The organism is Mycolicibacterium obuense (assembly GCF_055397605.1).
In genome coordinates, this window is record NZ_AP043663.1 from 4,098,517 (window position 1) to 4,123,638 (window position 25,122).

Here is a 25,122-nt window from a genome sequence, read left to right on the forward strand (position 1 = left end):
GGTCAGCGGTCGCGGTCGGCCGCGGCCGGCGAGAACAGCCACGCCGTGAGCCACACGACGGCGACCACCAGGAACAAGGCGCCGGGGATGTGGAATTTCAGCGTGTCGCCCTCCCCCAGGGCGGCTTGGATGAACGAATAGATGCACGCGAATCCGGCGACCACCGCGGTCCACCAGGCGCTCCGCCGGGCGTAGGCCAACCCGGCCAGTGCGACGGTCAAGCCGGCGGTGACGACGTGCAGTGCAATCGCGGCACCGCCGTGGATGTCTTCGAGTTCGTGCAACTGCACCAGTTCACCCGCCGTCACGAACGAGACGATCAGCACCGCCACGGACGCCAGCGCGAACCCCCGGGCCGTGGCAAGGAACGCTCTGGCTGAGCTGCGTAGATCGCTGTCCGGCATGGAAGGTCCTCTCGTCGACAAGTGCCCCCGACAGTACCGACTCTTGCTGCGATCGACCCCTAACACAGCGGTTCCACAGAATTAGCAGAGTGGAAACAGTGCGCGGGAACACCTTTCACGACCCCGACGAAAGGTGACAGATGGCCGACTTCGCTCGACACGCCGCAGAAGCCCTGTGGACAGGACTGGGGCGCCGGGACTTCCTGCGCGCGGTGGCCGCCGTCGGGGCCGGGACCGGCGTCGCCGGAATCGCCGCGGCATGCTCCTCGAGCCCCTCCGAGCCATCGGCGACGTCAGGGTCGGCGGGGAGCTTCACCGTCCTGCAACCCGGCCAGGGCGATCCCACCGGCGATCACTATCTTCAGTCCCGCCCCGACGAGGTGCTCTGGGGATACGTCCCCAACGTCCACGCCGAACCCGTGCTCCGGATGTCTTCCGGGCAGACGGTCAGCATCGACGCGGTCAGCCACGAGGGCATCCTCGAAGACCAGGGCCGCAATCCGGTCGAGTACTTCGGCGCCCACGGTGTCGCCGAAGCCGACGTGCTCGATGATGCGGTCGCGATCGCATCCGAGTACCGAAGAACTCCGCGCGATTTCGACAAAGACGGCCCACACGTGGTGACCGGCCCCGTCTTCGTGGAGGGAGCCGAGCCGGGTGATGTCGTGAAGATCGAAGTGCTGGAGGCTATTCCGCGGGTGCCCTACGGCGTGGTCTCCAGCAGGCACGGCAAGGGTGCTTTGGCGCGTGCTTCCGACGGCTCTCCCCCGGCCGGCATCACGCTGGCGGAGGTGATGCCACCGACGGCGACCGACGGGCGAGCCACGAAAGATCCTCTGCGCTATGGGAACGTGTCGACGTTCACCGCCGTCGAGGACGGTCACGGCGTGATGACCTACGGCGACGCTCGGGTGCGGTTCCCGTTGCGGCCGTTCATGGGCATGATGGGCGTCGCCTTCTCACAAGACACCGAGTTGACCGCGGCGACCGCCAACTCGATCCCGCCGACCGTCGGCGGTGGCAACATCGACATCCGTCTGCTGGGTCCCGGGTCGACGTTCTATCTGCCGGTGTTCGCCGAAGGAGCCCTGTTCTACGTCGGCGATCCGCACATGGGCATGGGTGACGGCGAGGTGGCGCTGACGGCGATGGAGGGTTCACTGCGGGGCACCTACCGGTTGACGGTGTGCAAGCCGGGATCGGGCGATGCGCCGTCGGTGTCGTACCGCTACCCGTTCGCCGAGACAGCCGACGCCTGGGTACCGATAGGCCTGTCGGATCCCGACGGCTCGGTCGGCGGGCAGGGCAGTGACCTCGACGTGGCGATGAGGCGCGCCGTGGTCAACGCGCTGGATTTCCTCGAGACCGACCGGGGAATGGATCGCGCGACGGCATACGCGTATCTGTCGGCAGCCGCCGACTTCTCGGTCTCGCAGGTGGTGGACCGGACCGTCGGCGTGCACGGGCAGGTGTACAAGGCGCATTTCAGCTGACGCGGGGCGGCTAGGCTGTGCCACATGGCTGGCCGGATATCCGAGAAGCGCACTGCAGATGTGATCGCAAACTTCCTTGCCGCGCAAAGGTATACGCGTGACGAGGTGTTCTCCGAGGCAGACCCGGTGCCCGCCCGCGCGGGTGCGCACGGGTGGTGGTTCCGGGAGATCCCGGGCGGTATCGACGTCTCCGAGTGCGAGCAGCGCGACGGCTGGACACTGCTGTACGTCGGGGTGAGTCCCGGTCCGCCGCGTGCCGACGGCAAGCCGCAGACGCCGCAGGATCTGCGCAAGCGCATCCGATATCACTTCGGCGCGGGGAATGCCGCCGCAGACGGCTCGACGCTGCGCAAATCCCTCGGTGTGCTGCTGGGGGGCGAATTGGGCTTTGCGCTGCGCCGGGTCGGCTCGGGTAAACGGCAGACGTTCGCCGGCGGCGAAGCGATCCTGACCCAGTGGATGGCGGAGAACGCGGCGGTGTCGTGGGTGCTCCATCCCGAGCCCTGGCACATGGAGGCGAAGCTGCTCGATGCCCTGGTGCTGCCGCTGAACATCCAGGGCAACGAGCGCAACGCATTCGCGCCGGAGCTGAAGAAGCTGCGGCGCGATGCAGCGGTCAAGGCCGGCAAGATGCGCATTCTCGCCGAATGGTCGTGAACTCTGCGCGGTCGTGAACCCCGGTCAGCGACGGAAGAATCTCGTCTTCGACGTGTTGCGATCACCTTCGACGCCGACCCATTCGTCCGAGGTGTAGCGCAACGTGTCTTTGACTCCCGTGCGAATGACGTCCAAGCTGCCGTCACCGTGCTCGACGTAGGTGTCGCCGAACCGCATGTAACTGTCGAGACCGCCGTCGGGCAGTGTCACCTTGACCGTCACGAGGTCAGCGCACCTTTTCGGGAATGGAGTTGATCGTCGCCAGGATCTGTACCGCGAGGGTGCGGGCCGCATCGGTATCGAGTGGCGAATGCGAGGTGATGGTGTCCTGAACTAGCGCCAACCGGACTTCGTACGGCGATCGGATGGTCGATGGCGATGCCATGAGATTCCTCTTCACTCAGGCATGTTCGCTCGTATCCGAGCTACCTGATCCCTCAACGCTACACGCACGGCGCCTCGCCGCCGATTCACCGCAAACCACCAGGGAACCCGCGACAGGAGTACCGTCGGGGCATCGGGACCACCCAGGCCCCAGAATCAAGGGGCTCCTTCATGTCTGATAAGTCTCCGCGCCAGGCCATGTCGAAGAAATCGGGAAAATCGTTGAAGGAAAAGCGCGTCGACAAGAATGCGAAGACAGCGGCCAAGCGGTCTTCGGCTGAAGCGTTGTTCGACAACAGAAAGCACTGACAGTCGGCCGCCACCAGTTCAGACACGCGGGGTGGCGAGTTCGTAACCGGTTGCCTCTCAGGTCCGTACACCAAAGCTGGCCCTGGTTTTGTCTGTCACATTCTGACCCGAGGTGGTCGTCGGATATTTCGACGGGGCGCCGGCACTGACACAGGTCGGAACCGTCTCGATGACCGAGTCGTAGTTGGGTTGACAGAAGAACGGAAGGGACAGCCGACGGCTGGCCGGGCCGGTGAGAGTGGGATTCTGCACGCGATGCAGCGTCGAGGTCCACCTGTCGTTGGTCCACCGAGCCATCAGGTCTCCGATGTTGACCACGAAGCTGTCGGCGATCGGGGCGACGGGAACCCACACGTCGTCGAGTCTCACCTCGAGTCCACCTACGGCGTCGCGCTGATAGAGCAGCGTGAGGCTGCCGTAGTCGGTGTGTTCCCCGATGCGGAGTTGGCCGGGTTCGGGTGGGTGTTCCAGCGGCGGATAGTGATTGGCGAACAGATTGCTGATCGGCTTGTCCACCTTGTTGTCGAACCAGTGTTCGTCCAGTCCGAGTGCGAGCGCGAAGAGGCGCATCATGTCGAATGCGAGCGCCGCCATCTCGTCGTAGTAGCGCTCCCACACGCCCCGGAACCCATTGACGGACGGCCAGATGTTGTCCCGGAAGTGGCCGCGTCGACGGGCTTCGACGAACCACGGGTCGCCGGCGGGGACGTCGGGCAAGCCGATCGAGAAGAACTCGACGAGGTCGGCCGGCGTCACCTTTCCCCGGGTACGCGCCAATGCCCGAGATTTCGGCGGCATGTAACCCCGGCTCGTATCCGGTTCCCCACGGACCGCCAGTTTCACGCTCTCGGCGCTGTCGAAGAACTCGGCCGTCACCGCGTACATGTCGTCGAGCAACTGGGCGGAGACGCCGTGATTGACGACGGCGAGGAATCCGACGTGAGAGTTCGCATCATCGATCTGGCGGGCCAGTTGGCGGCGATCCTGCTCCCCGCCGCGCGCCCGGGCGAGGTCGATGAGGGGAACGGTGTCAGACACGGTCTGCGTCATGCGGTCACCTCCGCCGGCGTCTCGGTCTCGCGTGTGCTCCACGCGATCGGCACATAGAGCGCGGTGGCCAGAATGGCGCCGATCGCCCAGGAGAACGGCGCCCAGGCCCCGAACGCCGGAACCAGTGCGAGAACTGCCGCCACAGCGGTCGCCGGTATCAACGCGATCAGCGCCCTCGGATTGACCCCGCGGGTGTAGTAGTACTTGCCCTCTGGGTCGGCGCGGAACAGTTCTGCGACGTCGACGCGCCCTCTGCGGATGATCCAGTAGTCCGACATCAGCACTCCGAACAGAGGTCCGAGGAACGCTCCCAGTCCGCCGACGAAGTATGCGATCGATTCCGGATTGTTGTACAGGTGCCACGGGAGTGGCAGCACTGACAGCACCGCGGCGATCAGACCGCCACGAAAGAAGTTGACCTGTTTGGGCGCCATGTTGGAGAAGTCGTATGCGCACGAGATGAAATCGGCGACGATGTTGATGCCGATGGTGGCGATCGTGAAGACCAGGGCGCCGAAAAGGATGACTGCTGTGCTGTCGGTCTTTTCGATCAGTTTGACGGGGTCGGTGATCGCCTCGCCGAACACCACGATGCTCGCTGATGTCACGGTGACGGCGACGATGGCGAACATCACGAAGTTGACCGGTAGTCCGAAGAAGTTGCCGCGGGTGATCGTCTTCTCGTTCGGCGCCAGGCGCCCGAAATCGGCGAAGTTGACCAGGAAGGTGGCGAAGAACGACACGTTCAGGGCAATGGCGGCGAACATCTCGTAGGTCAGATCCCAGCCGTGCGCCTGGTCGGGGCTCAGGTCGAACGACACATTGCCGCCTGCCTTGATGACCATCCAGACGGCGAGTGCGAACATCACCACCCAGACCGCGGGCCCCGCCCAGTCCTGGAATCTGCGCACCGCATCCATGCCGTGGCGGACGACCAGCAGCTGAATCGCCCACATGACGGCGAAGCAGATCCAGCCGAGCACATGGAGGCCGAGAAGCGTTGGGTGCGTGAGTGGCTCGACTGCATCGTGTGCCACGCGCAGCGCGGCGATCTGAAGGCCGGTAGAACCCAGATAGGTCAGGATCCCGTAGTAGATGACGGCAATGGCGGCGCGGATCAACGCGGGGATGTTGGCTCCCCAGATCCCGAAGCTGGAGCGTGCCAGCACAGGGAACGGCACCCCGGTGCGCTGTCCGGCGATCCCGCTCAGATTCATCAGCGCCCAGATGATCACGACGCTGACTGTGAGCGCGATGAAGACTTGACCGCCGTTGAGGCCCATGAAGAACAGCGATGCGGCGAACGTGTAGACGGTGATGCTGTGGATGTCCTGCATCCACATGGCGAAGAAGTTGTAGACACCCCAGTTTCGCTTGGTGACGGGCGCGAGGTCCGCGTTGTATAGACGGGTCGACGTGGCGGTGGGCACACCGATGGTCGGTGTCTCGGGTAATGAGCTGATGGACATGGCATTTCACTTCCAGGTGCGCAGGCGTTGCTGCGAAGTTCAAATGGCCGCAGGACCGGGATGACCGGTGCGGTGATGTGTGATCCGACGTTGCGCTCGGGTCGACGTGATACGCGCGGTGTCCGCTGGGATTTCACCCGACCGCGGGCACACCGGTGGCGCGGTTAGTGGTACTCGCGCTCTCTGGTGATCGACAGCAGCGCCATCGGCACTCGCTGCGACGAGATGGCGCGCAGGCACTCTTCCACCGTGAAGGTGATGCCGGACATCACCATCGCGAATGAGTTGCCGCGTACGACCATGCTTCCCGCTGCTCCTGTCAACCAGCTGCCTCCGATGGGGAGGTCTGTCGCAAGGGAACGTATCGGACGCGTGCTACCAGCGTGTTACGCACGGAAACAACAGCGTGAAGGGCGAGGCTTGTCGACGGACGACTCTCGTCTCGAGGAAGGCCGACTGTGTCTGGTGGTAGCTACGTCCCGGTTCGATCCCCACGCTATGACGCGGTGCTGTTCGATCTGCTGACCGCACTGCTGGATTCGTGGACCGTGTGGAACGACGTCGCCGGAGATCCGCAGACGGGGAGCCGCTGGCGAAACAGATATCTCGAGATCACGTATGGCGAGGGCTCGTACCGGGACTACGAGGCGCTGGTCGCCGAGGCCGCAGAGTCGCTGGCTCTCGATCGCGGCCTGGCGGCCGGTCTGTCTGCCCGCTGGGCGGAACTGCAGCCGTGGGGTGAAGCGCCCGCTGTCCTGGCCGAGTTGGCTGCCGCCGGCGTCACGCTCGGTGTCGTCACCAACTGCTCGGAACGGCTGGGGCATCTCGCGGCCTCACGGCTCGACGCCCCTCTCGACGTCGTCGTCACGGCCGAAGCGGCCGGCGCGTACAAACCGAACCCGGCCCCGTACGTTCTCGCGCTCCAGCATCTGGGGCTCGCACCGCACCGCGTTCTCTTCGTCGCGGGATCGCGCTACGACATCGCCGGAGCGGCCAACGTGGGCATGCCCGTGTGGTGGCACAACCGCATACACATGGCGCGCGACACCGAGCCGGCACCGCTGGCCGAGCACGACACCCTCCATCCACTGGTGGGCGATGTCCTACGCATCCCGTGATCTTTTGCAAGCGCAACAATTTCGGTTGCCATTCCCCGATGGCGTCAGCAACACCGGTTGAAAAGAATGCAATTCGAATACGTCGATTTCACCGCGATCGAAATGCCAGAACTTATTCTTATTCGATCGGCACGGGAATCCGCCCACCGGCCGCACACGATAAGAGCAGAATATGAACACATTCGCAGACCGTCTGAACAGGCTTTTCGACACGGTCTATCCGCCTGGACGCGGACCGCACACGTCCGCCGAAGTGGTCACGGCGCTCAAGGCGGAGGGGTTGACGATGTCGGCTCCCTACCTGTCGCAGCTGAGATCGGGAAACCGGACCAATCCGTCGAACACGACAATGGCCGCGTTGGCAAACTTTTTCCGCATCAGACCCGAGTTCTTCACCGACGACGCCTACTACGCGAAGCTCGACCAAGAGCTGACCCTGCTCGCCGGTCTTCGCGACGAGGGGGTGCGCCGTGTGGCCGCGCGGGCCATCGGACTGTCGCCGGAGGCGCAGCGCGATGTCGTGGAGAAAGTCGACGAGTTGCGGCGCAAGGAACACCTCGCCGACGATGCGTCGGTGTGATCGAGCTCGCCTCGAGCCACCGAGCCCGGACGTAGCGATGGGGCGACCGGCCCTGCGGTCCAACACATGCACCGTGCCGGCATGGCGGTACATCGCCGCAGGCGGCGCGATCTCGTCGATCCTTGTCGTCTTCGGCGGCGGCGGAGCCGTCGCTTACGCCGATGATCGCGCGCCGAACTCCGTCGACTCGGGCAGCCGAGACGGTCCATCCGTCACGGACCGATCCGAACACACGTCATTTCGGGAACCGGGCACAGAATCGCTCTCGCCGTCACGCACAGAAGCAGAGGCCGCGCACCCCGACGACACCGATGGTTCCGGTGAGTCTCCGCGGATCGAGGATGCCGCCCCTCCGTCCCAGGAACAGGACACGTCCACGGACAGCACCGCGGATTCGTCGCCTGCGGTACCGGAGGATGTGACGCCCGAAGACGTTCCGACCATCGATCAACCCGCGGAGGACACCGAGTCCGGTACCGCGACCAATTCGTCGACCACTGGACCAGATTCGTCCTCAACGTCGGTACCCGTCGCCACCGCAACCACGACGGCGCCGACCGCGGACGACGCGGGGATCACCGCGAGTCCCGTGAGTACCGACGCCTCGAGCACCTCCACGCCTGCTGTCGAACCCGCGTCAGTCGTCAGCGCTCCCCCCGTCGCGCAGAACGCTCCTGTCGTCGAGAATGCGCCCGCCACAGGCGAATCACCGATCTCCTCCGCAACTGAACCGACCATCGCTGTCTCCGTCTCCATTTCGGCAGCCGTGACGACGGTGCCACTCGTCTCAGCGACGGCAGTGGTCGCACCGCCCAGCATTCTGCAGTGGTTCGTCCTGTTGACCTGGGCCCAGCTGCAATGGCTGATACAACAGCAGCTGAGTGGCTCGGCCGTGACACCGGTTCTGAATCGCCTCGGCATCGCCGACCCCCGGCTGATCAGCGCTGTGTACCCGAACCCGTCCTCGACAGCTTTTCTCCCGACGCAGTTTTCCTGGTTCACAACGACATTGGACGCCCTTCAAGGAATGCGCTCTCTCGGCCTTCCGATTGATCCGGCGCTGCTGCAGAGGACGTCGGCGACCTTGGCGGCCGAGGCGGCGAAGCTCCCCGGGATCGTGAAGGCGCTCACCGATCAGGTGACCGCTCGCTCGGGACTGCAGCCGAGGCTCCCCTGCGTCGGCACGTTCATCCGCAACGTCTCGATATGGGCGCTGTTCACCGCTGCCGCTTTCGGACTCTTCGGCATGGTCAGCCTGACCGGTCTCGGGACCATGGTCGGCTTCCGCCAGGCCAAGGCGGGTTACGCGCTCCGCGCCGCCGGTCTTGCTCGCTTCAGCGGTCCCGGCCCGTTGGGGATCGTGCGGGAGACGGGGTTCGTTCAGATCGGATCGCGACGCTCGAGTGCCGAACCGGCGCGCCTGCGCGCCGTCGCCTCACATCTGCGCGACAGCGCCTGACTGCCTGCGGCTCAGCTCTTGTCCAATCGCGTTGTCTGAGCCTCGTACAGTGCCGGAAGTTGCTGCGCCAATGCGGGATCGAAGGCAGCGCCGTGGGGTCCGGGGGTGTATTCCGCCGTCACCAACAGCCCGCGGTGGACGCCGACGATCATCGCGATGTCCCACGCCAGCGACTGCGTCTTCGTGGTCGTCCGCGTGTGCATCAGCACGCTGATCGCTTCTGGCGCAGTGGCACCGAAGTCTGCGGGTTCGACACGGGTGGCGGAGCGAAGCTCGGGTGTGGTCAGCGAGAACGACGCACACCGGTCGGGCAGACCATGGACCTGGACACGCTGCGGTGTGACGGCGAGTTCGATGCCGATCGCCGCACCGCCCGACGAGCGCATTGCCAGGGCCTTCTGGGTAACCTCTCCCTGCGAGAGGAACACACCGCATTCAGGCGGCTGGACCGGGGCGGGGCCACCCTGGGGGACGGCGATGATGGTGCCCCACTGCGTGCCGGGTAACGGCGGCACTGCGCTCTCGTCGACGGGCATGGTGTCGGTGAGGACGTGGAGGTCGGGCAATTCGGGCCGACCGGCGCCGCGGGCGTCCCGCCGCGTCGGGTCGGAGACCACGAGCACGCCGACGACGACGAGGACGACGTTCGACAGTGCAAGAAGGATCCGCAGCCTGCGGACGCTGCACGCGCTATTCGCCACTGAAGGTATTCGTCGCCAACGCTCAGCCGGACTGCATGACGTGTCGGCCACCGGGGACGCTCACCCAGCGGGCGGGTGACTGTCGACCCGCTCGACGAACACCGGAACACTGACGCTGCCGCCGCCTTCGATGCTGGCGATCAACGCCATGCGTCCGGTCGCCCGGGTGGTGAGCCCGAAGTCACTGATCCAGAAGTGGTTCTCTCCCTCAGGGTGTCCGCCGGGGATCTCCTGGTCGCCCAGCACGATGATGTCGCCGTTGGACGCGACCACCTCCAGCTTCATGCGATAGGGCCGGCCCTCGTCGTCGGGCCCGGCCTGCATCAGCGTCACCAGGCTGAGTGGGAGGGCCAACTGCTCCCCGTTCTCGTTCGTCAGGCCTATCGCCGGAGCCTTGACGACGTCGAGAACGCCTCCCGTCACGTTGAGCTTGCCGTCCACGATCTCGGCGTGCTCGGCGAGGAAGGCGCCGGTGATCTGCATGATTCGAGAGTAGCGATGGGCTGGGACAGCCTTCCTTCACCCGGACCTAGCGATCGTGGCCGGCGAAGACCTTGCGATAACTCGACGGCGACATGCCCAATCCGCGGCGCAGGTGGTGCCGGAGATTGCCGCCGGAGCCCAGCCCCGACCGTCGGGCGACCTCGTCGACACTGAGGTCGTGGCCCTCGAGTAGCTCGCGGGCGCGGTCGATGCGGCGGTTGCGGATCCATTCTCCGGGTGGCTGGCCGGTCTCCTCACGGAACCGGCGAATGAACGTACGCGTGCTCATGCCGGCATGCTCGGCGAGCCGGCCGATCGTCAATGGTTCGTGCAGATTCTGCGCCGCCCAGGTTCTGGTCGCCGCCGTCGACGCGAAATCGTCTGCAGGCAGGTGACTTTCGATGAACTGGGCTTGGCCGCCCTCCCGCCACGGCGGTACGACGCAGTAGCGGGCGACCGCGTTCGCCACCTGTGTTCCGTGATCGCGCCGAATGATGTGCAGACACAGGTCGATACCTGCGGCAAGGCCCGCTGAGGTCAGCACGTCCCCGTCGTCGACGAACAGCACGTTCTCATCGAGTAACACCCGCGGATACAGTGCGCGCAGCGTGTCGGCGTGCTGCCAGTGGGTGGTAGCGGGCCGGCCGTCGAGGAGCCCCGCCGCAGCGAGCACGAAGGCGCCTGTGCAGATCGAGACGACGCGCGCCGTGGGCGGGATCGCCGCCAGCGCATCGGCCACCTGCGGTTCGAGCCGGCCGTCGACGCGAGCGGGCTGATAACGCGTGCCGGGGACCACCACGGTGTCGGCGGTGGCCAGGGCCTCGGCCCCGGCGGCCGGGATCATCGCGAACCCCGTGTTGGCGAGTACCGGATCGGCCGTCAGCCCGCAGGTGAGAACCTCGTACAGCGGTGCGCCCTCGGGGCTGCTGGCCGCACCGAACAGCGTCGGGGCGATCGCGGCGTCGAAGCCGATGACAGGTTCCAGCAGGAGCACGACGACCCGGTGGGCGGACATGACGCCATGATGGCACGTTTTTGACACATAACGGCAGTCTTGCCACTAGTCGTCGGGCCGCACTGCCGTCATAGTCGAGCGGTGACCGTGACAGACCGCTCTGCGCGCAGCACCGCCCGCCTGCACTGGGCCTGGGTGGTGGCGGCCGTCAGCTTCATCGCGCTGCTCGGCGCCGCCGGCTTCCGCTCCGTGCCCGGGGTGATGATGAACCCGCTGCACCACGAGTTCGGCTGGTCGCACGGAACGGTCGGACTCGCGATGTCGGTGAACATGACGTTGTTCGGTCTCACCGCGCCATTCGCCGCGGCACTGATGGATCGCTTCGGCATTCGCCCGGTGCTGACCGTCGCACTGACGCTGATCGCGGCCGGCAGCGCGCTCAGCGTCACGATGACCGCGAGCTGGCAACTGGTCCTGCTGTGGGGTGTGCTCGTCGGCACCGGAACCGGCGCCATCTCGATGGGTTTCGTGGCCACGATCGCGACCCGGTGGTTCGAGGCGCACCGGGGACTGGTCACCGGGGTGCTGACCGCGGCCAGCGCGACGGGTCAGCTGATCTTCCTGCCGGTGGTCGCCGCCATCACAACGCATCACGGGTGGCGTTGGGCGTCGCTTCTGGTCGCCGCCGCAGCGCTCGCCGTGATACCACCCGTGCTGTTACTGATGCGAAACTGGCCGCAGGACAGGGGCCTTGGCCGCTACGGCCGGCAGCCGTCCTCCGACACGGGACCGGCGCCACGCCCACCCGACAGCAGTTTCGCCGCGGCGTTCTCCGGGCTGGTGCTGGGTGCGCGGGTACCGGCGTTCTGGTTGCTGGCGGGCAGCTTCGCGATCTGCGGCATGACGACCAACGGGCTGATCGGCACCCACTTCATCCCCGCAGCCAACGACCACGGGATGCCGACGACCGTGGCCGCCGGCCTACTCGCCGTGGTCGGCATCCTCGACGTCGCGGGCACGGTGTTCTCCGGATGGTTGACCGATCGGGTCGACGCCCGGGTGCTGCTGGTCATCTATTACACCGGGCGCGGGCTGTCGCTTCTCGCGCTTCCGGCGCTGCTCTCTCCCCGCGCCGAGCCGGGAACGTGGGTATTCATCATCTTCTACGGCCTGGACTGGGTGGCCACGGTGCCGCCGACAATTGCGCTGTGCCGCAATTACTTCGGTGATAAGACGCCGATCGTCTTCGGGTGGGTGTTCGCCTCGCACCAGCTCGGCGCTGCGGTCGCCGCGGCAGGCGCCGGCTGGATTCGCGACCTGCGCGGCGACTACGACCTCGCGTTCTACCTAGCGGCCGGGCTGTGCGCCGTCGCAGCGGTCATGTGCCTGTCGGTGCGCAGAGTGGGCGCAAGGCAGCGGGACGAGATGCTCGATGTCGTCGAGTGAGGCATCTCGTCTCTCGCATGACCAAAAAGCGCAATGAGCGTCAGCAACGCGGCGCAATCAAATAGACGCCCATTCACGCCACCCCATAGGAGGTGGCCAACCATGCCGCGACGAACGGTGCGATCGCCGCGCCGAGGATGCTCGAGCCGTTGTACGCGACACCGGACCCGGTGTATCGGACGTCAGTCGCAACATGAGCCGCATCAACGTCATTCCGATGGTCAGGAACACCGACGTCGAGGTGCTGGTCGCAGTCAGGAACGCCATGAATGACAATTGCGTCGAAGGACAAGTCCGGTTCGTGTCAGTCTTCTTCGTCGGCTTTCGTTTCAACGGTGAGGATGGAGACTTCGGAACGAAGGGTGCGATGCACCGGGCACTTGTCGGCGATCTCGAGCAATGTGGCGCGTTGATCGTCGTCGAGCGGGCCAATGAGGGTGATGTCACGATCAATCCGGTCGACCATTCCCGTGGCGGTCTCGCATTCGGCGCAATCCTTCGCATGAATGCGAAAGTGGCGCGAGTTGACCACGATGCGTTCAAGCGGCCACTGCTTCCGGTCGGCATACATCCGCACCGTCATCGACGTGCATGCTCCCAGCGCAGCCAGAAGTAGTTCGTACGGAGTGGGCCCGGTGTCTTCGCCGACCGGGTGGGGTTCGTCTGCCGTCAGACGATGTCGGCGCACACTAATCTCCTCACTCAGTCTGCCGGTCCGGCTTTCCGCAACCCGCACGACGCCATCGGCGAGACCCTCAGTGTCCGTGACGCGGGTACTCGTGGATGGCGCTGCTATGTACTTGCTGGTCCAGGCGGCGAGGACGCTCGCCGCGTACTCGGCGTCGGACCGGTTGCTGAGAAGGTGGTCGGCGCCGTCGAGTGAAATGAATGACTTGGGATGCCGGGCGGTATCGAAGATTTCCCGCGCGTTGGTCACCGACACCACCTCGTCGGTGGGTGCGTGCATGACGAGTAACGCGGCGCGAAGTCTCGAGATGCGCTCACGCTGCGGTTGCTCAGCGATGTCATCAAGGAAGCTGCGGCGCAGCCGAAATGGTCGACCCCCGATTGACACCGTGGCCTCGCCGGATTCGATGGCGGGCAACGCGTTGCTCAGCAGTCCGGTGACGTGGGCCGGGTCGGCCGGGGCGCCGATGGTGACGACTGCGCGAACCTCAGGGATGTGCGGACGGGCTGCTAGGACTGCCGCACCGCCCAGAGAATGTCCGATGAGGATCGCTGGCGCGACAAATTGCTCACGGAGATAGTCTGCGGCACAGATCAAGTCCTGAACGTTGGAACTGAAGCCGGTCGCGGCGAAGTCACCATCGGACTCGCCCAAGCCGGTGAAGTCGAATCGAAGAACCGCAATACCCTGGTTGGCCAGGGCACGCGAAATCCGGCCTGCAGCAATGTTGTCCTTGCCGCAGGTGAAGCAGTGCGCAAACAGTGCCCAGGCTTGCGGGGTGCCGGTCGGCATCTCCAGCTTCCCGGCCAAATCTCCGCTGCTGCCGCGAAAGACCGTTTTGGTTGGGGTGTTCACATCGCTCCTTGCCTGATGATGATTCAGACGAACTGTACTATACGGAACAGTTGTAGTTTCGGTAGCGGGCTGACGGACGGCGTCTCCGTACGCGCTTAAGACCGATTCCGCCAAATCCAGCCTTCTGAGCGGCCCGTGCTAATTCCTACGATCAGACCGAGCTGAACACCGCGGCGAAGTGGATCCCGTGCCATTCGCAGGACTCGAATGCGTATCAGCACCAGACTGTTTCACAAAACCCGCGGCATTCATGTGCTTCCGTTCGGTAGCGACCTATTTCGCCACCGCGCCCGTACCCTCGATTGTTCACAGGCGTCGCAGCGATCACGATGTTGTGGGACGACGGCATTTTCGCTTGATGCAGGAGTAGATCACCGCCATTGCAACCGGAGTGCACACGAACAGCAAGAGCAAGATGCGGGCGGTCCCATCTTGAATCAAGGCATTGGAGCCCACGAAGATGACGAAGGCAACTCTGACCTTTACCCGCCTTCGGAACTGCGCACCGTCTCGCCACCCGACGGTTCTCCACATTAGGTAACCAATGATGGCTGTCGTGGTTGCCACCTGCGATGTCGCTGCAAGCGTAGTCATCCCGGCCTCATTTCGTCGAGAGATCCAGTCGCACAGAACTACTGCCTCACTTACATCTATCGGCGACCTACCCGGGGATTACTACGCGACGTGAATGAACTGCCACGGGCTTCGATGCGCTTCATCGTCCGCACCAGGACCAAGGTCCGCGGCGGACAGCCATCGATCTTCGACCGGGCAATTGCCGGATGTACCGCAGCGTACAGTTATCCAGGCCCGCGGCTCGGCATATTCCCGGTCGCCTCGAATGCCTTTCTGGCAGCGATCGCGTCGGACAATTGATCGACTGTACTCGATGGTACATACATCGCACAGGCGAACTCAAGATCGTCCTCACACTGGAGCCTCGGGACGTGGCCGACAATCCTGTGTCGAGGCTTGACTGACAGTCGGAGTGTTAAACACTTCGTTGCCGCTTGGGTTGTACGAGCGCTGAACAGCGCACTCGCCCCTAACTCGATGGCGCACATCGTTCACCAGCGGATCCGTCGCGGAGAAAAATCGAGACTGTGCCTTTGGTCTCGAAGATCGCCAAATGAATCCTGTTCGCATCGCGGTGGCCATGTTGGCGCAAGATCGCGTCGAGGTCAGCTGCGGTCAGCCCGCACCGACGGACGTTGTTCTCGATGATGAGGCCGTCCCGGATGAGTATTCGTTGCGGCGGGTCGATCATGCGCTGCAGTCGCGGGAACAATCGAAGCCTCGCGAGCAGGGCGTGAGTCGTGAGCAGGCTGACGAGCGCGACAGTCGCCGAAAGCCACGAGGTGTCGGGGGCGGTGGCCGATCGTCCGACGATTGCGCCCGCAGCTGCGGTGACAAGCCAGTCGAAGGGGGCGAAGTCGGCCAGGTTGCGTCGCCCGCTCAGCCGGAAGAGCGCGGTTGCAGTCAGGAAGAGTGCCACGGCCTTGACCGCGTTGCCCGCCAGCGTGGAGAGGTCCCCGATCAAAGCATGCAGAACGTGCTCCATGATCTTCCCTTGTTGAATCAGCTGACAGTTGGCATTGGCGGCCGACCGCTCCTACTGGTGGCGAGGGCGCGCAATGCGCCGGTTCCCCGAGCGAGATGTCAACTCACTTCGTACTTTTGAAAGGCCTTCGGCCATCGCGACGGATCAGTCGTCGCTGGCTCAGAGACTTGCCTTCTGGGGTTTGGTCGCCAACTATACGGCACCAGTCGACGTCCCGTCGTTTGCGGCGACGAGCTGTATCGCGTTCTTCAGCACACGATTTGGAGTCACCACAGGCTGGCATCAGGACTGAACGTCGCTGCATGCCGCGTGCATCACCCGTATACACGCGACCGTGCAAGTCCGCGATCCGCTGAGGAAAGCCGTTGTATCGGAGCCTATCGGCGGCACGGTCCACACCACATCCGAGACGAGTCGTGGCGCCGGCCCGCCGGACATGGGCCGACGGTGGGTGGATCTCTGACGCCCGAGTCCGCCGACTCATCCACTGCCTCCATACCTTTCGCCTTGACAGACTCGCACGATATCCAACAAACTGTCATTATGCCAATGTGCATGCATCTATGCCACACTTTGGCCGGGAGCACGTCGCTCGCCACGAGGCGCCGAATCCGCGGTCGCGTGAAGGCGAATTGCCCTGCTCTGCTGGTTTCGACGGATCTGTCCGCTGACAGCCCCACAATCGGGGAATCAACAATGAAGAGAAGGAACGGAAATGCCGAACGTGGAACTGTTCGTTACGCCTGGATACGGCGAGGCCATGGTCAAACGGCTGCGCTACAGTCAAGCGCTTCGCATCGGTGACCGCGTCGAGACATCAGGCCAAGGAGGATGGGACGACGAGTTCAACATCCCGGAAGCGCTAGACGCGGAAATCCGGCTGGCCTTTGACAACCTGACTCGTACGCTCGCCCTTGCTGGTGCGAAGTGGTCTGACGTCGTCCATATCAACTCCTACCACGTCATCGATGACGAGCGGGGGGCCTCTTGGGAAGACCACAATGCCGTCATGACACCACAATTCGCCGAACACTTGGGGGATGTAGCGCCAATCTGGACGCAAAGTGGTGTCACCAGTTTGGGGCTACCTGCAATGCGAGTCGAGATTCGCGTCACCGCGATACTCAACCAAACATAGGACCGAGTCGTGCGCGTCCGCGCCCGAAGCGAGAAGGAACAGCGCGGTGGGCTGCGGAGCAACAGTGGTCTCGTACAGTTCGGCCGGGGCAGGAAATCTGAATGTTCTCGTCAAAGTAGTAGCGACACCGAGGAACTGATAACACTTCAGACGGCATGCGCCTAGTTTCGGTGGGCGTCGGGCCGGCCAGTTCAGTATGGCCGGCCCGATTCCCGCCACGACACCGTCCAACGACTCCGGCACGCTGGGTCGAGGAAACGCATTCCCACCAGCCTCGGCATCTACGGATCGCATACCGCGTCGACCACGCCACGTTCACACCTTTGGATGCTGAGCGTTGACGGAAAGTCCAGGGCTCCAAAAGGTCTCGGTCGGAGATCCGCAGTCCAGCTGCATTGCTCGGGGACTCAACGACCATTTTCTCATCGGACGCACCCAGACGTGTCTGCTGAGGTTGGCTCCGCACCAGGGCCTTTCGAGGCAAGGCGCTCCATCTAGTCTGCCTACCTGCCATCGACGGCTGTCACCCTGCGTCATACACGCACTATCGATCGACGCGAGCAGGCCGGCACCGCCTCGGGTAGAGGCGCACCCGCAGGTTCAAGCGGGATCAGCGCAAGGGAACCAACATTGAGTCACACTTGTCGCCGACGTCGGGGTTCTTGCATCGACCGACTTTCGGGTGAGCTCATGGGATGGACTGGCTACCACTTCCGGCACCCGACTTCAGTACGGCCCATTGAAAGTTCGAACTCCGGCGCACTCGATCCGGTGTGAGCCGTTGAGGCCGATTGACTCGTGGCGGGTGTGCTGTCCTCACCCAGCGCCGGCTGGGGTGACCATGGTTGACGCACGGTGGCAGATTGCTTCCAAATACGGCGTGTTCGCCCACTGACGCGCTTCGTCGAATCCGATGTCGACCTGAGCCGGGCCCTGGCCGTGTGTCACTTACCCCCGTGCCGGCCGGGCGTGCACACTCACAGGAACGGAGGTCGGAGTCGCAATGCGCGGCTATACGTAGCCGACATCAGAGAGGAACTCGCGCACGGCTTGGTTGAACTCCACAGGGTTTTCGATCATCGGGTAGTGACCGGTGCCTGCTAGCAGGGCGATGCGGCTCCCACTGATACGCGCGGCAGTGGCCTCGACCTGTTCTTGCGACACCAGCCAGTCTGCGTCGCCACGCAACAGCAACACCGGATCGGTAATGCGACCCATGTCATCGCGCTTGTCGAAGTGCCCATATCCGATCAGGTCGCTCACCATGACCTCGGCGGGGTTTCTTTGAATTTGCCAGACGACGTCGTCCCGGCGATCGGCCGGTGTGCGGTTTCCGATCATCGATTGGCACCATGCGTCGACGATCTGGTGACCGTCGGTGCGCATCATTTCCAGAAAGAAATCTGAGACCGTAGGCGTGTAGTCCGCGCCTTCACTGGAGACGATCGCGCTGTAGGCACCCGGCTGGCGAGCTGCTAATTCCAGCACCTGGTTGCCGGCGAACGAGCAGCCGATGAGAGCGGGTCGGTCCAGCTCGAGCACCCTCATGAACGCCTCGTTGAACTCGGCGTGCTGGGTGATGCTTGTGAACAAGCCGCCGACCGGGGGATGAGATTTGCAATGTCCTGGCGCGTCGAGGGCGATCACCCGGTACGAGTCCGACAGCCCCTCCAGCACGTGTCGGTACATCATGGCGTCCTGGGACGCCGCGTGCAGGCAGACGATGGCTGGACCATCGCCAGCCTCCTCGTAGTACGTACGCGAACCGTTGACCGTGACGTACCGGCCGGTGATGTCGTGGCCCGACGGGCTGGGCGAAGGTGATGGCTGCGGTATGGCAGCAGCTGGCTTGTCGACCCGGCTCAGTGCGCCCAGCATCAACCACATGCTCTTCGCATTGCGCATGGCTGCAACCACGTCGCCGGAAACGACGAGCCGCCCCAGACCAGGTGACGTGGCCTCGAACCAATCGATGTCGCCTGCCAACAGCCGAGCCCATTCACTGCGCGGCGCCGTCAGCACAATGTCTGCACCGCGGCCGGGGAAACCGAATTGAACCCCGAGAGCGCGGCCTTGGCGAACCTCCAAGCCGGCAACCGGTTCGTCGTCGACCACGAAGAGCACGCGGGCGTCCACCCACCGCGACGCCGCGCGCCACTGCGCGTCCTCGTTGAGCGTCTGCTGATACCTATCCCACCACTGAGCACCAAACATCGAGTCACCTCATAGCTGTTATATTGTGCAACATACTGTGCAATAGTGACGATTGTGGTCAGGTAGTTCTGGCGTTGTCAAGGGTTAGCAAGGCGCGGTCGCCCCTAACCTTGAGATTCATCCATCGCCCAGCAAATCTCCCCGCTGGCCCGATAGCCGCGGGCAACTACCACGCCACCCGGCCGGACTTCGCTGCACGCAACGGGGGTGGAGCTGTCGACGCTCGATCGGACGGCGGCACCAGCAAAGCCGCGACGCGTGGGATGACGGAAGGACTAGAGCGCGTCAATCCACCTGTGCAATGGTGAAACCATCTGTCCGACTGTGCTACTTTAGGCGAGTTTCGGCAAGGAGAGGATGATGGTCGACGAAAGTGAGGACGCGGCCTCGTCGGGTGAACCGGATCAGGCCAGGCGAGCGGGCCGGATTCAGTCGGTAGCTCGAGCGTTGGCCATTCTCGACGAAATCAGTGCGAACCGCAGTATGCGCGGACAGGAGATCGCGTCATCGCTTGGTTTGAACCTGACCACGGCCGTCCACCTGCTGAACACGCTGACGGAATGCGGTTACCTCGCCAAACACGGTAGGACATACTCTCTCTCGACGGAGAAAGTGCTGTCGCTCTACTCCCAGATCGAGGCCGATGTCAAGCCGTCCCCAGCGGTGCTTTCTGCGCTGCACCAGGTCACCGAACAGACCGGCGAATCAGGTTACGCCTCCTGCTGGACAGGCGATGACGTCATGATCATCGCGGTCGCCGAGGGTAACCACGCCATCCGCGTGGCAGCACTTCAAATCGGACGCGCTGGCGACATCCACGCGCGTTCCTCGGGCAAGTGCCTTCTCGCTTTCGCGCCGCACGACCACGCCGAACGCCTGTTGACAAGCCGTACTCTCACGCGGCGCACTGCCAACACCATCGTCGAAGTCGACGCGATGCGCGCTGAGCTCGCCCAAATACGAGAGCGCGGCTATGCCATCGACCGCGGCGAGTACCTAGACGGCGTGTGGGGCATAGCCGTCCCTATGTACCTCGGCGAACGCCACCCGCAATGTGCGCTCACCCTCACAATGCCCGCTGATCGCTTCGCGGCCAACGAAACCGCGTACGTCGAGGCACTTTTGGCTGCTGCAAGCGTCTGAGGGATACAGCCGTCGCCGGTCAGCCCCACTGCACTTCTCGTCCTTTGACGCGTACGGCGAGTCGAGCTGTGCCCTGTTTCTGTGTCACCGCCACCGTGGGGACGTTTGACGACGGGCAGCCGAAGCGACCTCACGAATCCTGTCGGCTCCGGTCCATCTCTGAGCGGCCCGCTCCGAGGCGAGTTCTGGTCAACGTCGCAACACCGGCGGACTTCGCGAGGCTAGCGGGGTGGCGAATACGTCCGCGGGACAACGGACTTGCAGGACTCTCCGGCGACGGTTGTTGAGTTCGCTTTCCACAGCTGTGGATGCTTGGGCGAGCGGCCCCGCAGGGTCACGCCCCTGGAGGTGTAATCCCGCAGTAGCCCGTTCGTGCTCATTGCTGCCGCGTTACCAGGGTGAGCGTAAATCGCAGAAATGAACAGGCGCGTCCAACTTGTCGGCGGTCGCAAGGTGACGCGCCATCTCGGTGCCCTGGCCCCAGGTGATCGATCGCACCAGCGCGGATGCAACGAGTCGGAGTCGGCGTGTGGCAGGCAAACCAGCCGCAGCATCCAGGCCTGAGGCTGAACCAGCGTGCCGATCGCCTAAAGGTTGATCTCGCTTACCTTGAGCCGGCCCACGACGGGACGACCCCCAACTTCGACACCGATACGGAAAACCTCGTGACACCAGTCTATTTCGCCACTGCTCACAAGTTTGACCGGAACCGACGAATCTTCGGTGTAGCGACGGGAATGCGGCGGTTGGTTCCGTCATCACCTCGGCGCAGTGTAATCGTTTTGCAAACAACAGAATTCGTCTATGTCGCCATTGAATCTCTCCAATTACGCATCCACTGCGCATATATCGTCGAGTTCGCCATCTAGGCCGGCGCCGCGTGCGCTGAGATGACACACCACCTGCTCACCGCCTTCGGTTCTTTGCAACCTGCCTCGCACTTCCTCTTGACACGGCAACACCGGTCGGCGAGACTATCTCTATTACACATGGTGTTGGTTCATTACACAGTTTGGAGGTAACGCGGGTAGCGGATCTGCAACTCGCCCGACTAAGTACCTGCGCACCCTGCCCCCTTCGGTATTCCCGTCTGGGCGGCAGAGTCACTCACCCGTCCGCCCGAGTCCGATGTGACGACGCGGTGGATGTTCGCTACATGGTCACGGCCCAATTTTCGTCATAAGACCAGGGCGGCACGGAAGCCGAATCTTCTGTGTCCATCGGCTTTTGAGGCATCACCCGGGATGAGTGACCGCTTCATCGAGTAGTACTCGCGCCGTCGACGTCTGCGCTGTGGACGCGTCGGGCAACCACACCTGTCCATGCATGAGGTGTTCATCGAAGCTACGGCGCATCGCCCGATCACCCCAAAATGAATGACTCGGAGAATCATGGTTCGGAAATCGTTCTGTTGCAGCGTCTTTGTGGCGGTCATTGCGTTGGTTACGCAAGCCTGTTCCTCGGGGCTCGATAACGCTGCCGCAACAGGTGCTGATAAGGCAGTCGTCGATGTGTCGGCCTACGAGAACGCCAGCCAAGCGGCCATGAAACCGGTCACGACGTGGCCGGGACCAACCCAGGGGCCGCGCGCTCGACCGGGCGTGAAGGTGATGTGGATTGCCTGCGGGTTCGCAGCAGAAGGTTGCAAAGGTCCAGCTGAAGCCGCAGAACTTGCCGCGAACGCCCTCGGCTGGAACCTGCGGGTAGTCGACGGCCAACTCGACCCACGAATTCAGAACCGCGCGATCAGCGAGGCCGTCGACCAGGACTACGACGCAATCATCCTCAGTGCAGTGTCCGTCGAGGCGGTAGCGGGCGCCGTCCAGCGGGCTCGTGGCACGGGGATCGTGGTCGGCAGCTGGGACGGTGGTAACGAGCCCTCCCCCACTGGGGTGTCTTTCGAGGTCGACCAGCCCATCGCCGAACAAGGCGTCAACATGGCCAATTACATGATCTGGCAGTCCGGCGGACAAGCGCGGGCCTATCTCACCGAGGCCCCCGAGTTCAACGTTGTGCGGGAGTGGATTAGAGGAGCCCGCGAAACCCTGCAGGCGTGCAAGACATGTGAGATCGTACGTGAGGATAAATTCACCGCGGCTGAAGCTTCCACTCGGGTGCCGAGCTTGATGGTCAGTGCTCTCCGCGAGAACCCAAAGATCAACACCGTCATCGGTGCGTACGACGCATCGATGCTCAGCGCATTGCCGTCCATCCGCGGTGCCGGGTTCGACAGTGTGCGTGTGGGGGGCTTCAACGGGATCGCTCCCTGGCTACAGCTCATCCGCAATGGGCAGGCCAACGCCACCTCTGCGGTGCCGATCAAATGGGGCGCGTGGGCTGCGTTCGACAACGTCAACCGTCTGTTGTCGGGCCAGGACATCGTGGAACAACACGTGCCTACCCGACTCATCACCACCGACAACATTGCCGACATTCCGCAGCAGGGTCAGTGGGAAGGTGACATCGACTACATGTCGGAGTACCGACGAATCTGGTTGGGCTCATGAGTATCTCGACGGCGAATCGCTCTCCGGCGCTCAGAGCCGAGTCGGTCAGTAAGAGCTTCGGTGACAACGCAGCACTCGACGACTTTCACGTAGAGATTCCGGCCGCTAGCGTTCATGCACTCGTCGGAATGAACGGTTCGGGGAAATCGACGTTCGTCAAAATCCTCGCGGGCTTCTACCAGCGTGATGCCGGCAGCCTGGAAGTCGGCGGTGACGGCCACAACTTCAGCGACAGAGTCGCATTCGTCCACCAAGACCTTGCTCTGGTCGAGTCGTTGACCGTGCTTGAGAACCTCAGCCTGGGGCGCAACATCCCGACTCGGCGGTGGCGGATCGACCAGCGTCTCGAGCGGGCAGCGGTGATCGAAGCACTCGAGCCGTTCGATCTCGAGTCAAAGATCGACACCCCGGTCGACGCCTTGACCAAGGCCGAGAAGACCATCGTGGCGATCGCCCGCGGCCTGCAGGCCAGCGCCGACTGCTCGCTCCTCGTTCTTGACGAGCCGACGTCCACACTGCCGGCGCGGGAGACACAACGCCTTCTGGACGTGACCACGCAGTGCGCCGCCTCCGGTCTGGGCGTGTTGTTCATTTCGCATCGACTAGGCGAGGTGATGCGGGTCAGTGATGCAGTCACGGTGCTGCGCAACGGTAAAGCGGTTCACAGTGCACCGACGTCAGAACTGTCCGTCGACCGGATCGCCACCGCAATGGGCGGTACGAGTCTCGCACCGGTGGCCGTGTCAGCACCGTCTACGGCGACGACCACGCGGGTCGACCGGCCTCTCGTGTTGCGTGCCGCCGCACTCAGAGGCGAGACGCTTCGTGGGATCGATCTGGACGTACACCGCGGGGAGGTCGTCGGTGTCGCCGGCATCTTGGGCAGCGGCGTCGAGGAGCTGGGATCGCTGCTCACCGGCAGGGCCGAGCCGACGGGCGGATCCGTCGAGCTGGGTGAGACCAAGGTCGCGCGCGCCCCGCGCATGGTCGGTTTCGTGCCAGCCAACCGCGCGACCCAAGCGGTCCTGCCCGGCCTCACCGCGCGCGAGAACGCCACGGTGTCCGACATGCGTCCCTACCTGTCGCGCGGACGAATAAACGTGAAAAGCGAACGGACCCGCATGTACGAACTCTTCGATTCCATGGGAGTCCATCCACTCGACCCCGACGTCGACATGCTCGCACTCTCGGGCGGAAACCAACAGAAGGTGCTCTTCAGCCGATGGCTCGCGGTCAATCCTCACGTTCTGGTGGCCGACGAACCGACTCAGGGCGTGGACGTCTACGCCAAGGGCGACATCTTGTCGAAGCTGAGGCAACACGCCGCCGACGGTCTCGCGGTCGTATTGATCAGCGGCGAACCAGAAGAGATCGCCGCTGCGTGCGACCGGATGGTGGTCATCAACAACGGACAAGTGTCAGCCGAGATAACGGCACCAGTCGACGTCTCGTCGGTGCTCACCGAAATGCACAAAGGAGAAATTCATGGCCACAGCTGAGGTGACGACGCACCTACACCAACAACCCGCCCGAGAATGGGGAAAGGTCGCGGCCAAGCTCGCGGTTCCGGGTCTGCTCATCCTGCTCATCCTGGTGTTCAGCCTGCTCCGGCCCGAAACATTCGCCACGGCGGCAAACGCCGAAACCATCCTCGTCGAGAGCGCGGTGCTGACAATGCTCAGCCTGGCCGTGATGTTGCCGCTGATCGTCGACGAATTCGACCTGTCGCTAGCTGCAGTCTTGGGAATGTCCGCGATGCTGGCCGCGGGACTGCCGGCACGGCAGGGATTCAGCGTCGTGGCGACACTAGCTGCCATCGTAATCATGGCACTCGTGGTGGGGGCCATTCATTCGCTCCTCATCGTCAAGTTCAACCTTCCGTCCTTCGTCGTGACCCTTGGCACCAATTCCGTTCTGGCAGGGTTGATTTTGTTCTACTCGGACGGCGCAGTCGTGTACGAGGCCATACCCGACGGAATCCGGATCATCGGAACCGCGTCCGTCGCCGGAATAGGTCTTCCCATCCTGATCACCGCAGGAATCACCGCGTCGTTGTGGTTCATGTTGACGCAACGACCCATCGGACGCCTCTTCTACGCCGTCGGCGCCAACGAGCCTGCCGCGCGACTGGCTGGCGTACCCACGGCCAAGATCCGCACGGTGGCGTTGCTCGGCGCTCCGGTACTCGCCGCGATAGCCGGACTGGTCCTCACGGCTCGGGTCGGCTCGGCCAACCCGACGTCCTACAGCGCATTCTTCCTGCCCGCGTTCGCGGCAGCGTTCTTGAGTCTGGCGGCAATACAGATCGGAAAGTTCAACCCCTTGGGCGTCGTCGCCTCTGTCTACCTACTTGCCGTGGGAGTGGCAGGACTCGCCCAACTCGGGGTGCCCTCCTGGGTGGACCCGGTCTTCAACGGGGCCGCGCTGGTCATCGCCATCGCACTGTCCCGGCTGACGTCCAACCGCCGTTCAGCACAGGCGATTTGAGACCCACTCGCGCCTGGCGCA

Annotated in this window: 26 protein-coding genes and 1 pseudogene; 13 read left to right on the top strand and 14 right to left on the bottom strand. The window is 63.8% G+C overall.

Translation table 11 applies throughout. The features are described from left to right. Positions 1-2: 2 nt before the first annotated feature. A complete protein-coding gene (locus ACZ50N_RS19525; RefSeq protein ID WP_464473575.1) occupies positions 3-404 on the bottom strand; it encodes a hypothetical protein in 402 nt (133 codons plus the stop codon). A gap of 140 nt (positions 405-544) precedes the next feature. On the opposite strand from ACZ50N_RS19525, the gene ACZ50N_RS19530 reads away from it, so the two are divergent. Together ACZ50N_RS19530 and ACZ50N_RS19535 are read left to right on the top strand one after the other, a co-directional pair. After that, entirely contained in the window at positions 545-1,897 is a 1,353-nt protein-coding gene (locus ACZ50N_RS19530; protein ID WP_048422903.1) for an acetamidase/formamidase family protein, read from the top strand. A gap of 24 nt (positions 1,898-1,921) precedes the next feature. Beyond that, a complete protein-coding gene (locus ACZ50N_RS19535) occupies positions 1,922-2,554 on the top strand; it encodes a GIY-YIG nuclease family protein (RefSeq protein WP_464473576.1) in 633 nt (210 codons plus the stop codon). A 24-nt stretch (positions 2,555-2,578) separates the two neighbouring features. Here ACZ50N_RS19535 and ACZ50N_RS19540 read toward each other — a convergent pair whose 3' ends face one another. Together ACZ50N_RS19540 and ACZ50N_RS19545 are read right to left on the bottom strand one after the other, a co-directional pair. Then, a complete protein-coding gene (locus ACZ50N_RS19540; RefSeq protein WP_046361611.1) occupies positions 2,579-2,776 on the bottom strand; it encodes a hypothetical protein in 198 nt (65 codons plus the stop codon). A 4-nt stretch (positions 2,777-2,780) separates the two neighbouring features. Further along, on the bottom strand, positions 2,781-2,939 hold the full coding sequence (locus ACZ50N_RS19545; protein WP_164481785.1) for a DUF6307 family protein: 159 nt from the start codon (positions 2,937-2,939) through the stop codon (positions 2,781-2,783). 170 nt (positions 2,940-3,109) lie between these two features. Here ACZ50N_RS19545 and ACZ50N_RS19550 point away from each other — a divergent pair, with 170 nt between their 5' ends. Beyond that, positions 3,110-3,247 carry a hypothetical protein gene (locus ACZ50N_RS19550; protein WP_166429226.1) on the top strand — a complete coding sequence of 46 codons (138 nt, stop codon included), beginning with the start codon at positions 3,110-3,112 and terminating at the stop codon, positions 3,245-3,247. A gap of 57 nt (positions 3,248-3,304) precedes the next feature. On the opposite strand, the gene ACZ50N_RS19555 is transcribed toward ACZ50N_RS19550, so the two are convergent. The 3 genes from ACZ50N_RS19555 to ACZ50N_RS19565 form a co-directional block, all read right to left on the bottom strand. Next, entirely contained in the window at positions 3,305-4,297 is a 993-nt protein-coding gene (locus ACZ50N_RS19555; protein ID WP_464473577.1) for an isopenicillin N synthase family dioxygenase, read from the bottom strand. Beyond that, complete coding sequence (locus tag ACZ50N_RS19560; protein WP_046361612.1) at positions 4,294-5,766, bottom strand: NCS1 family nucleobase:cation symporter-1; 1,473 nt, start codon at positions 5,764-5,766, stop codon at positions 4,294-4,296. The genes ACZ50N_RS19555 and ACZ50N_RS19560 overlap by 4 nt, the downstream gene beginning before the upstream one ends. Before the next feature lie 164 nt (positions 5,767-5,930). Next, complete coding sequence (locus ACZ50N_RS19565) at positions 5,931-6,068, bottom strand: hypothetical protein (protein ID WP_157850928.1); 138 nt, start codon at positions 6,066-6,068, stop codon at positions 5,931-5,933. A 156-nt stretch (positions 6,069-6,224) separates the two neighbouring features. On the opposite strand from ACZ50N_RS19565, the gene ACZ50N_RS19570 reads away from it, so the two are divergent. Together ACZ50N_RS19570 and ACZ50N_RS19575 are read left to right on the top strand one after the other, a co-directional pair. Then, positions 6,225-6,884 (top strand): HAD family hydrolase, encoded by a 660-nt coding sequence (locus ACZ50N_RS19570; protein WP_073683259.1) that lies wholly within the window; start codon positions 6,225-6,227, stop codon positions 6,882-6,884. Between the two features lie 172 nt (positions 6,885-7,056). Further along, complete coding sequence (locus ACZ50N_RS19575; RefSeq protein ID WP_046361614.1) at positions 7,057-7,464, top strand: helix-turn-helix transcriptional regulator; 408 nt, start codon at positions 7,057-7,059, stop codon at positions 7,462-7,464. Positions 7,465-7,911: 447 nt separating this feature from the next. Here the strand turns inward: ACZ50N_RS19575 and ACZ50N_RS19580 are convergent, their stop codons facing one another. Beyond that, positions 7,912-8,202, bottom strand: coding sequence for a hypothetical protein (locus ACZ50N_RS19580; protein ID WP_464473578.1), 291 nt, complete (start codon positions 8,200-8,202; stop codon positions 7,912-7,914). Between the two features lie 37 nt (positions 8,203-8,239). Here ACZ50N_RS19580 and ACZ50N_RS19585 point away from each other — a divergent pair, with 37 nt between their 5' ends. Beyond that, positions 8,240-8,923 (top strand): hypothetical protein, encoded by a 684-nt coding sequence (locus ACZ50N_RS19585; protein ID WP_464473579.1) that lies wholly within the window; start codon positions 8,240-8,242, stop codon positions 8,921-8,923. Between the two features lie 11 nt (positions 8,924-8,934). Here ACZ50N_RS19585 and ACZ50N_RS19590 read toward each other — a convergent pair whose 3' ends face one another. The 3 genes from ACZ50N_RS19590 to ACZ50N_RS19600 are packed head-to-tail and all read right to left on the bottom strand — an operon-like array spanning position 8,935 to position 11,122. Then, positions 8,935-9,624, bottom strand: a complete 690-nt coding sequence (locus ACZ50N_RS19590) for a hypothetical protein (protein WP_464473580.1) — start codon at positions 9,622-9,624, stop codon at positions 8,935-8,937. Between the two features lie 60 nt (positions 9,625-9,684). Beyond that, positions 9,685-10,107 carry a hypothetical protein gene (locus ACZ50N_RS19595; protein ID WP_046361617.1) on the bottom strand — a complete coding sequence of 141 codons (423 nt, stop codon included), beginning with the start codon at positions 10,105-10,107 and terminating at the stop codon, positions 9,685-9,687. Between the two features lie 46 nt (positions 10,108-10,153). Next, on the bottom strand, positions 10,154-11,122 hold the full coding sequence (locus tag ACZ50N_RS19600; RefSeq protein WP_464473581.1) for a GlxA family transcriptional regulator: 969 nt from the start codon (positions 11,120-11,122) through the stop codon (positions 10,154-10,156). 81 nt (positions 11,123-11,203) lie between these two features. Here ACZ50N_RS19600 and ACZ50N_RS19605 point away from each other — a divergent pair, with 81 nt between their 5' ends. After that, the gene (locus tag ACZ50N_RS19605) at positions 11,204-12,508 is read left to right on the top strand and encodes an MFS transporter (protein ID WP_464470224.1); all 1,305 of its coding nucleotides are present in this window, start codon (positions 11,204-11,206) and stop codon (positions 12,506-12,508) included. Here ACZ50N_RS19605 and ACZ50N_RS19610 read toward each other — a convergent pair. The 3 genes and pseudogenes from ACZ50N_RS19610 to ACZ50N_RS19620 all read right to left on the bottom strand — a co-directional run. Next, positions 12,441-12,695, bottom strand: a pseudogene (locus ACZ50N_RS19610) (hypothetical protein); the annotation flags it as partial. The gene ACZ50N_RS19605 and the pseudogene ACZ50N_RS19610 sit on opposite strands and share 68 nt — an antisense overlap. Before the next feature lie 117 nt (positions 12,696-12,812). Continuing rightward, a complete protein-coding gene (locus ACZ50N_RS19615; protein WP_464473582.1) occupies positions 12,813-14,051 on the bottom strand; it encodes a bifunctional alpha/beta hydrolase/OsmC family protein in 1,239 nt (412 codons plus the stop codon). Between the two features lie 1,045 nt (positions 14,052-15,096). Further along, positions 15,097-15,612 (bottom strand): DUF421 domain-containing protein, encoded by a 516-nt coding sequence (locus ACZ50N_RS19620; RefSeq protein WP_464470222.1) that lies wholly within the window; start codon positions 15,610-15,612, stop codon positions 15,097-15,099. A gap of 715 nt (positions 15,613-16,327) precedes the next feature. Here ACZ50N_RS19620 and ACZ50N_RS19625 point away from each other — a divergent pair. Continuing rightward, the gene (locus tag ACZ50N_RS19625) at positions 16,328-16,750 is read left to right on the top strand and encodes a Rid family hydrolase (protein ID WP_143820334.1); all 423 of its coding nucleotides are present in this window, start codon (positions 16,328-16,330) and stop codon (positions 16,748-16,750) included. 1,011 nt (positions 16,751-17,761) lie between these two features. Here ACZ50N_RS19625 and ACZ50N_RS19630 read toward each other — a convergent pair. Then, a complete protein-coding gene (locus tag ACZ50N_RS19630) occupies positions 17,762-18,964 on the bottom strand; it encodes an alpha/beta fold hydrolase (protein ID WP_464473583.1) in 1,203 nt (400 codons plus the stop codon). 357 nt (positions 18,965-19,321) lie between these two features. Between ACZ50N_RS19630 and ACZ50N_RS19635 the strand changes: the two genes are divergently transcribed. The 5 genes from ACZ50N_RS19635 to ACZ50N_RS19655 all read left to right on the top strand — a co-directional run bounded on the left by ACZ50N_RS19635 (position 19,322) and on the right by ACZ50N_RS19655 (position 25,101). Beyond that, positions 19,322-20,107, top strand: coding sequence for an IclR family transcriptional regulator (locus ACZ50N_RS19635; protein ID WP_464470220.1), 786 nt, complete (start codon positions 19,322-19,324; stop codon positions 20,105-20,107). 527 nt (positions 20,108-20,634) lie between these two features. After that, the gene (locus ACZ50N_RS19640; RefSeq protein WP_464470219.1) at positions 20,635-20,976 is read left to right on the top strand and encodes a hypothetical protein; all 342 of its coding nucleotides are present in this window, start codon (positions 20,635-20,637) and stop codon (positions 20,974-20,976) included. 522 nt (positions 20,977-21,498) lie between these two features. Continuing rightward, complete coding sequence (locus ACZ50N_RS19645) at positions 21,499-22,614, top strand: sugar ABC transporter substrate-binding protein (protein ID WP_464470218.1); 1,116 nt, start codon at positions 21,499-21,501, stop codon at positions 22,612-22,614. Then, the gene (locus tag ACZ50N_RS19650; protein ID WP_464470217.1) at positions 22,611-24,113 is read left to right on the top strand and encodes a sugar ABC transporter ATP-binding protein; all 1,503 of its coding nucleotides are present in this window, start codon (positions 22,611-22,613) and stop codon (positions 24,111-24,113) included. Before ACZ50N_RS19645 ends, ACZ50N_RS19650 begins: the two co-directional genes overlap by 4 nt. Continuing rightward, entirely contained in the window at positions 24,100-25,101 is a 1,002-nt protein-coding gene (locus ACZ50N_RS19655) for an ABC transporter permease (RefSeq protein WP_464470216.1), read from the top strand. Before ACZ50N_RS19650 ends, ACZ50N_RS19655 begins: the two co-directional genes overlap by 14 nt. The last annotated feature ends 21 nt before the right edge of the window (positions 25,102-25,122 follow it).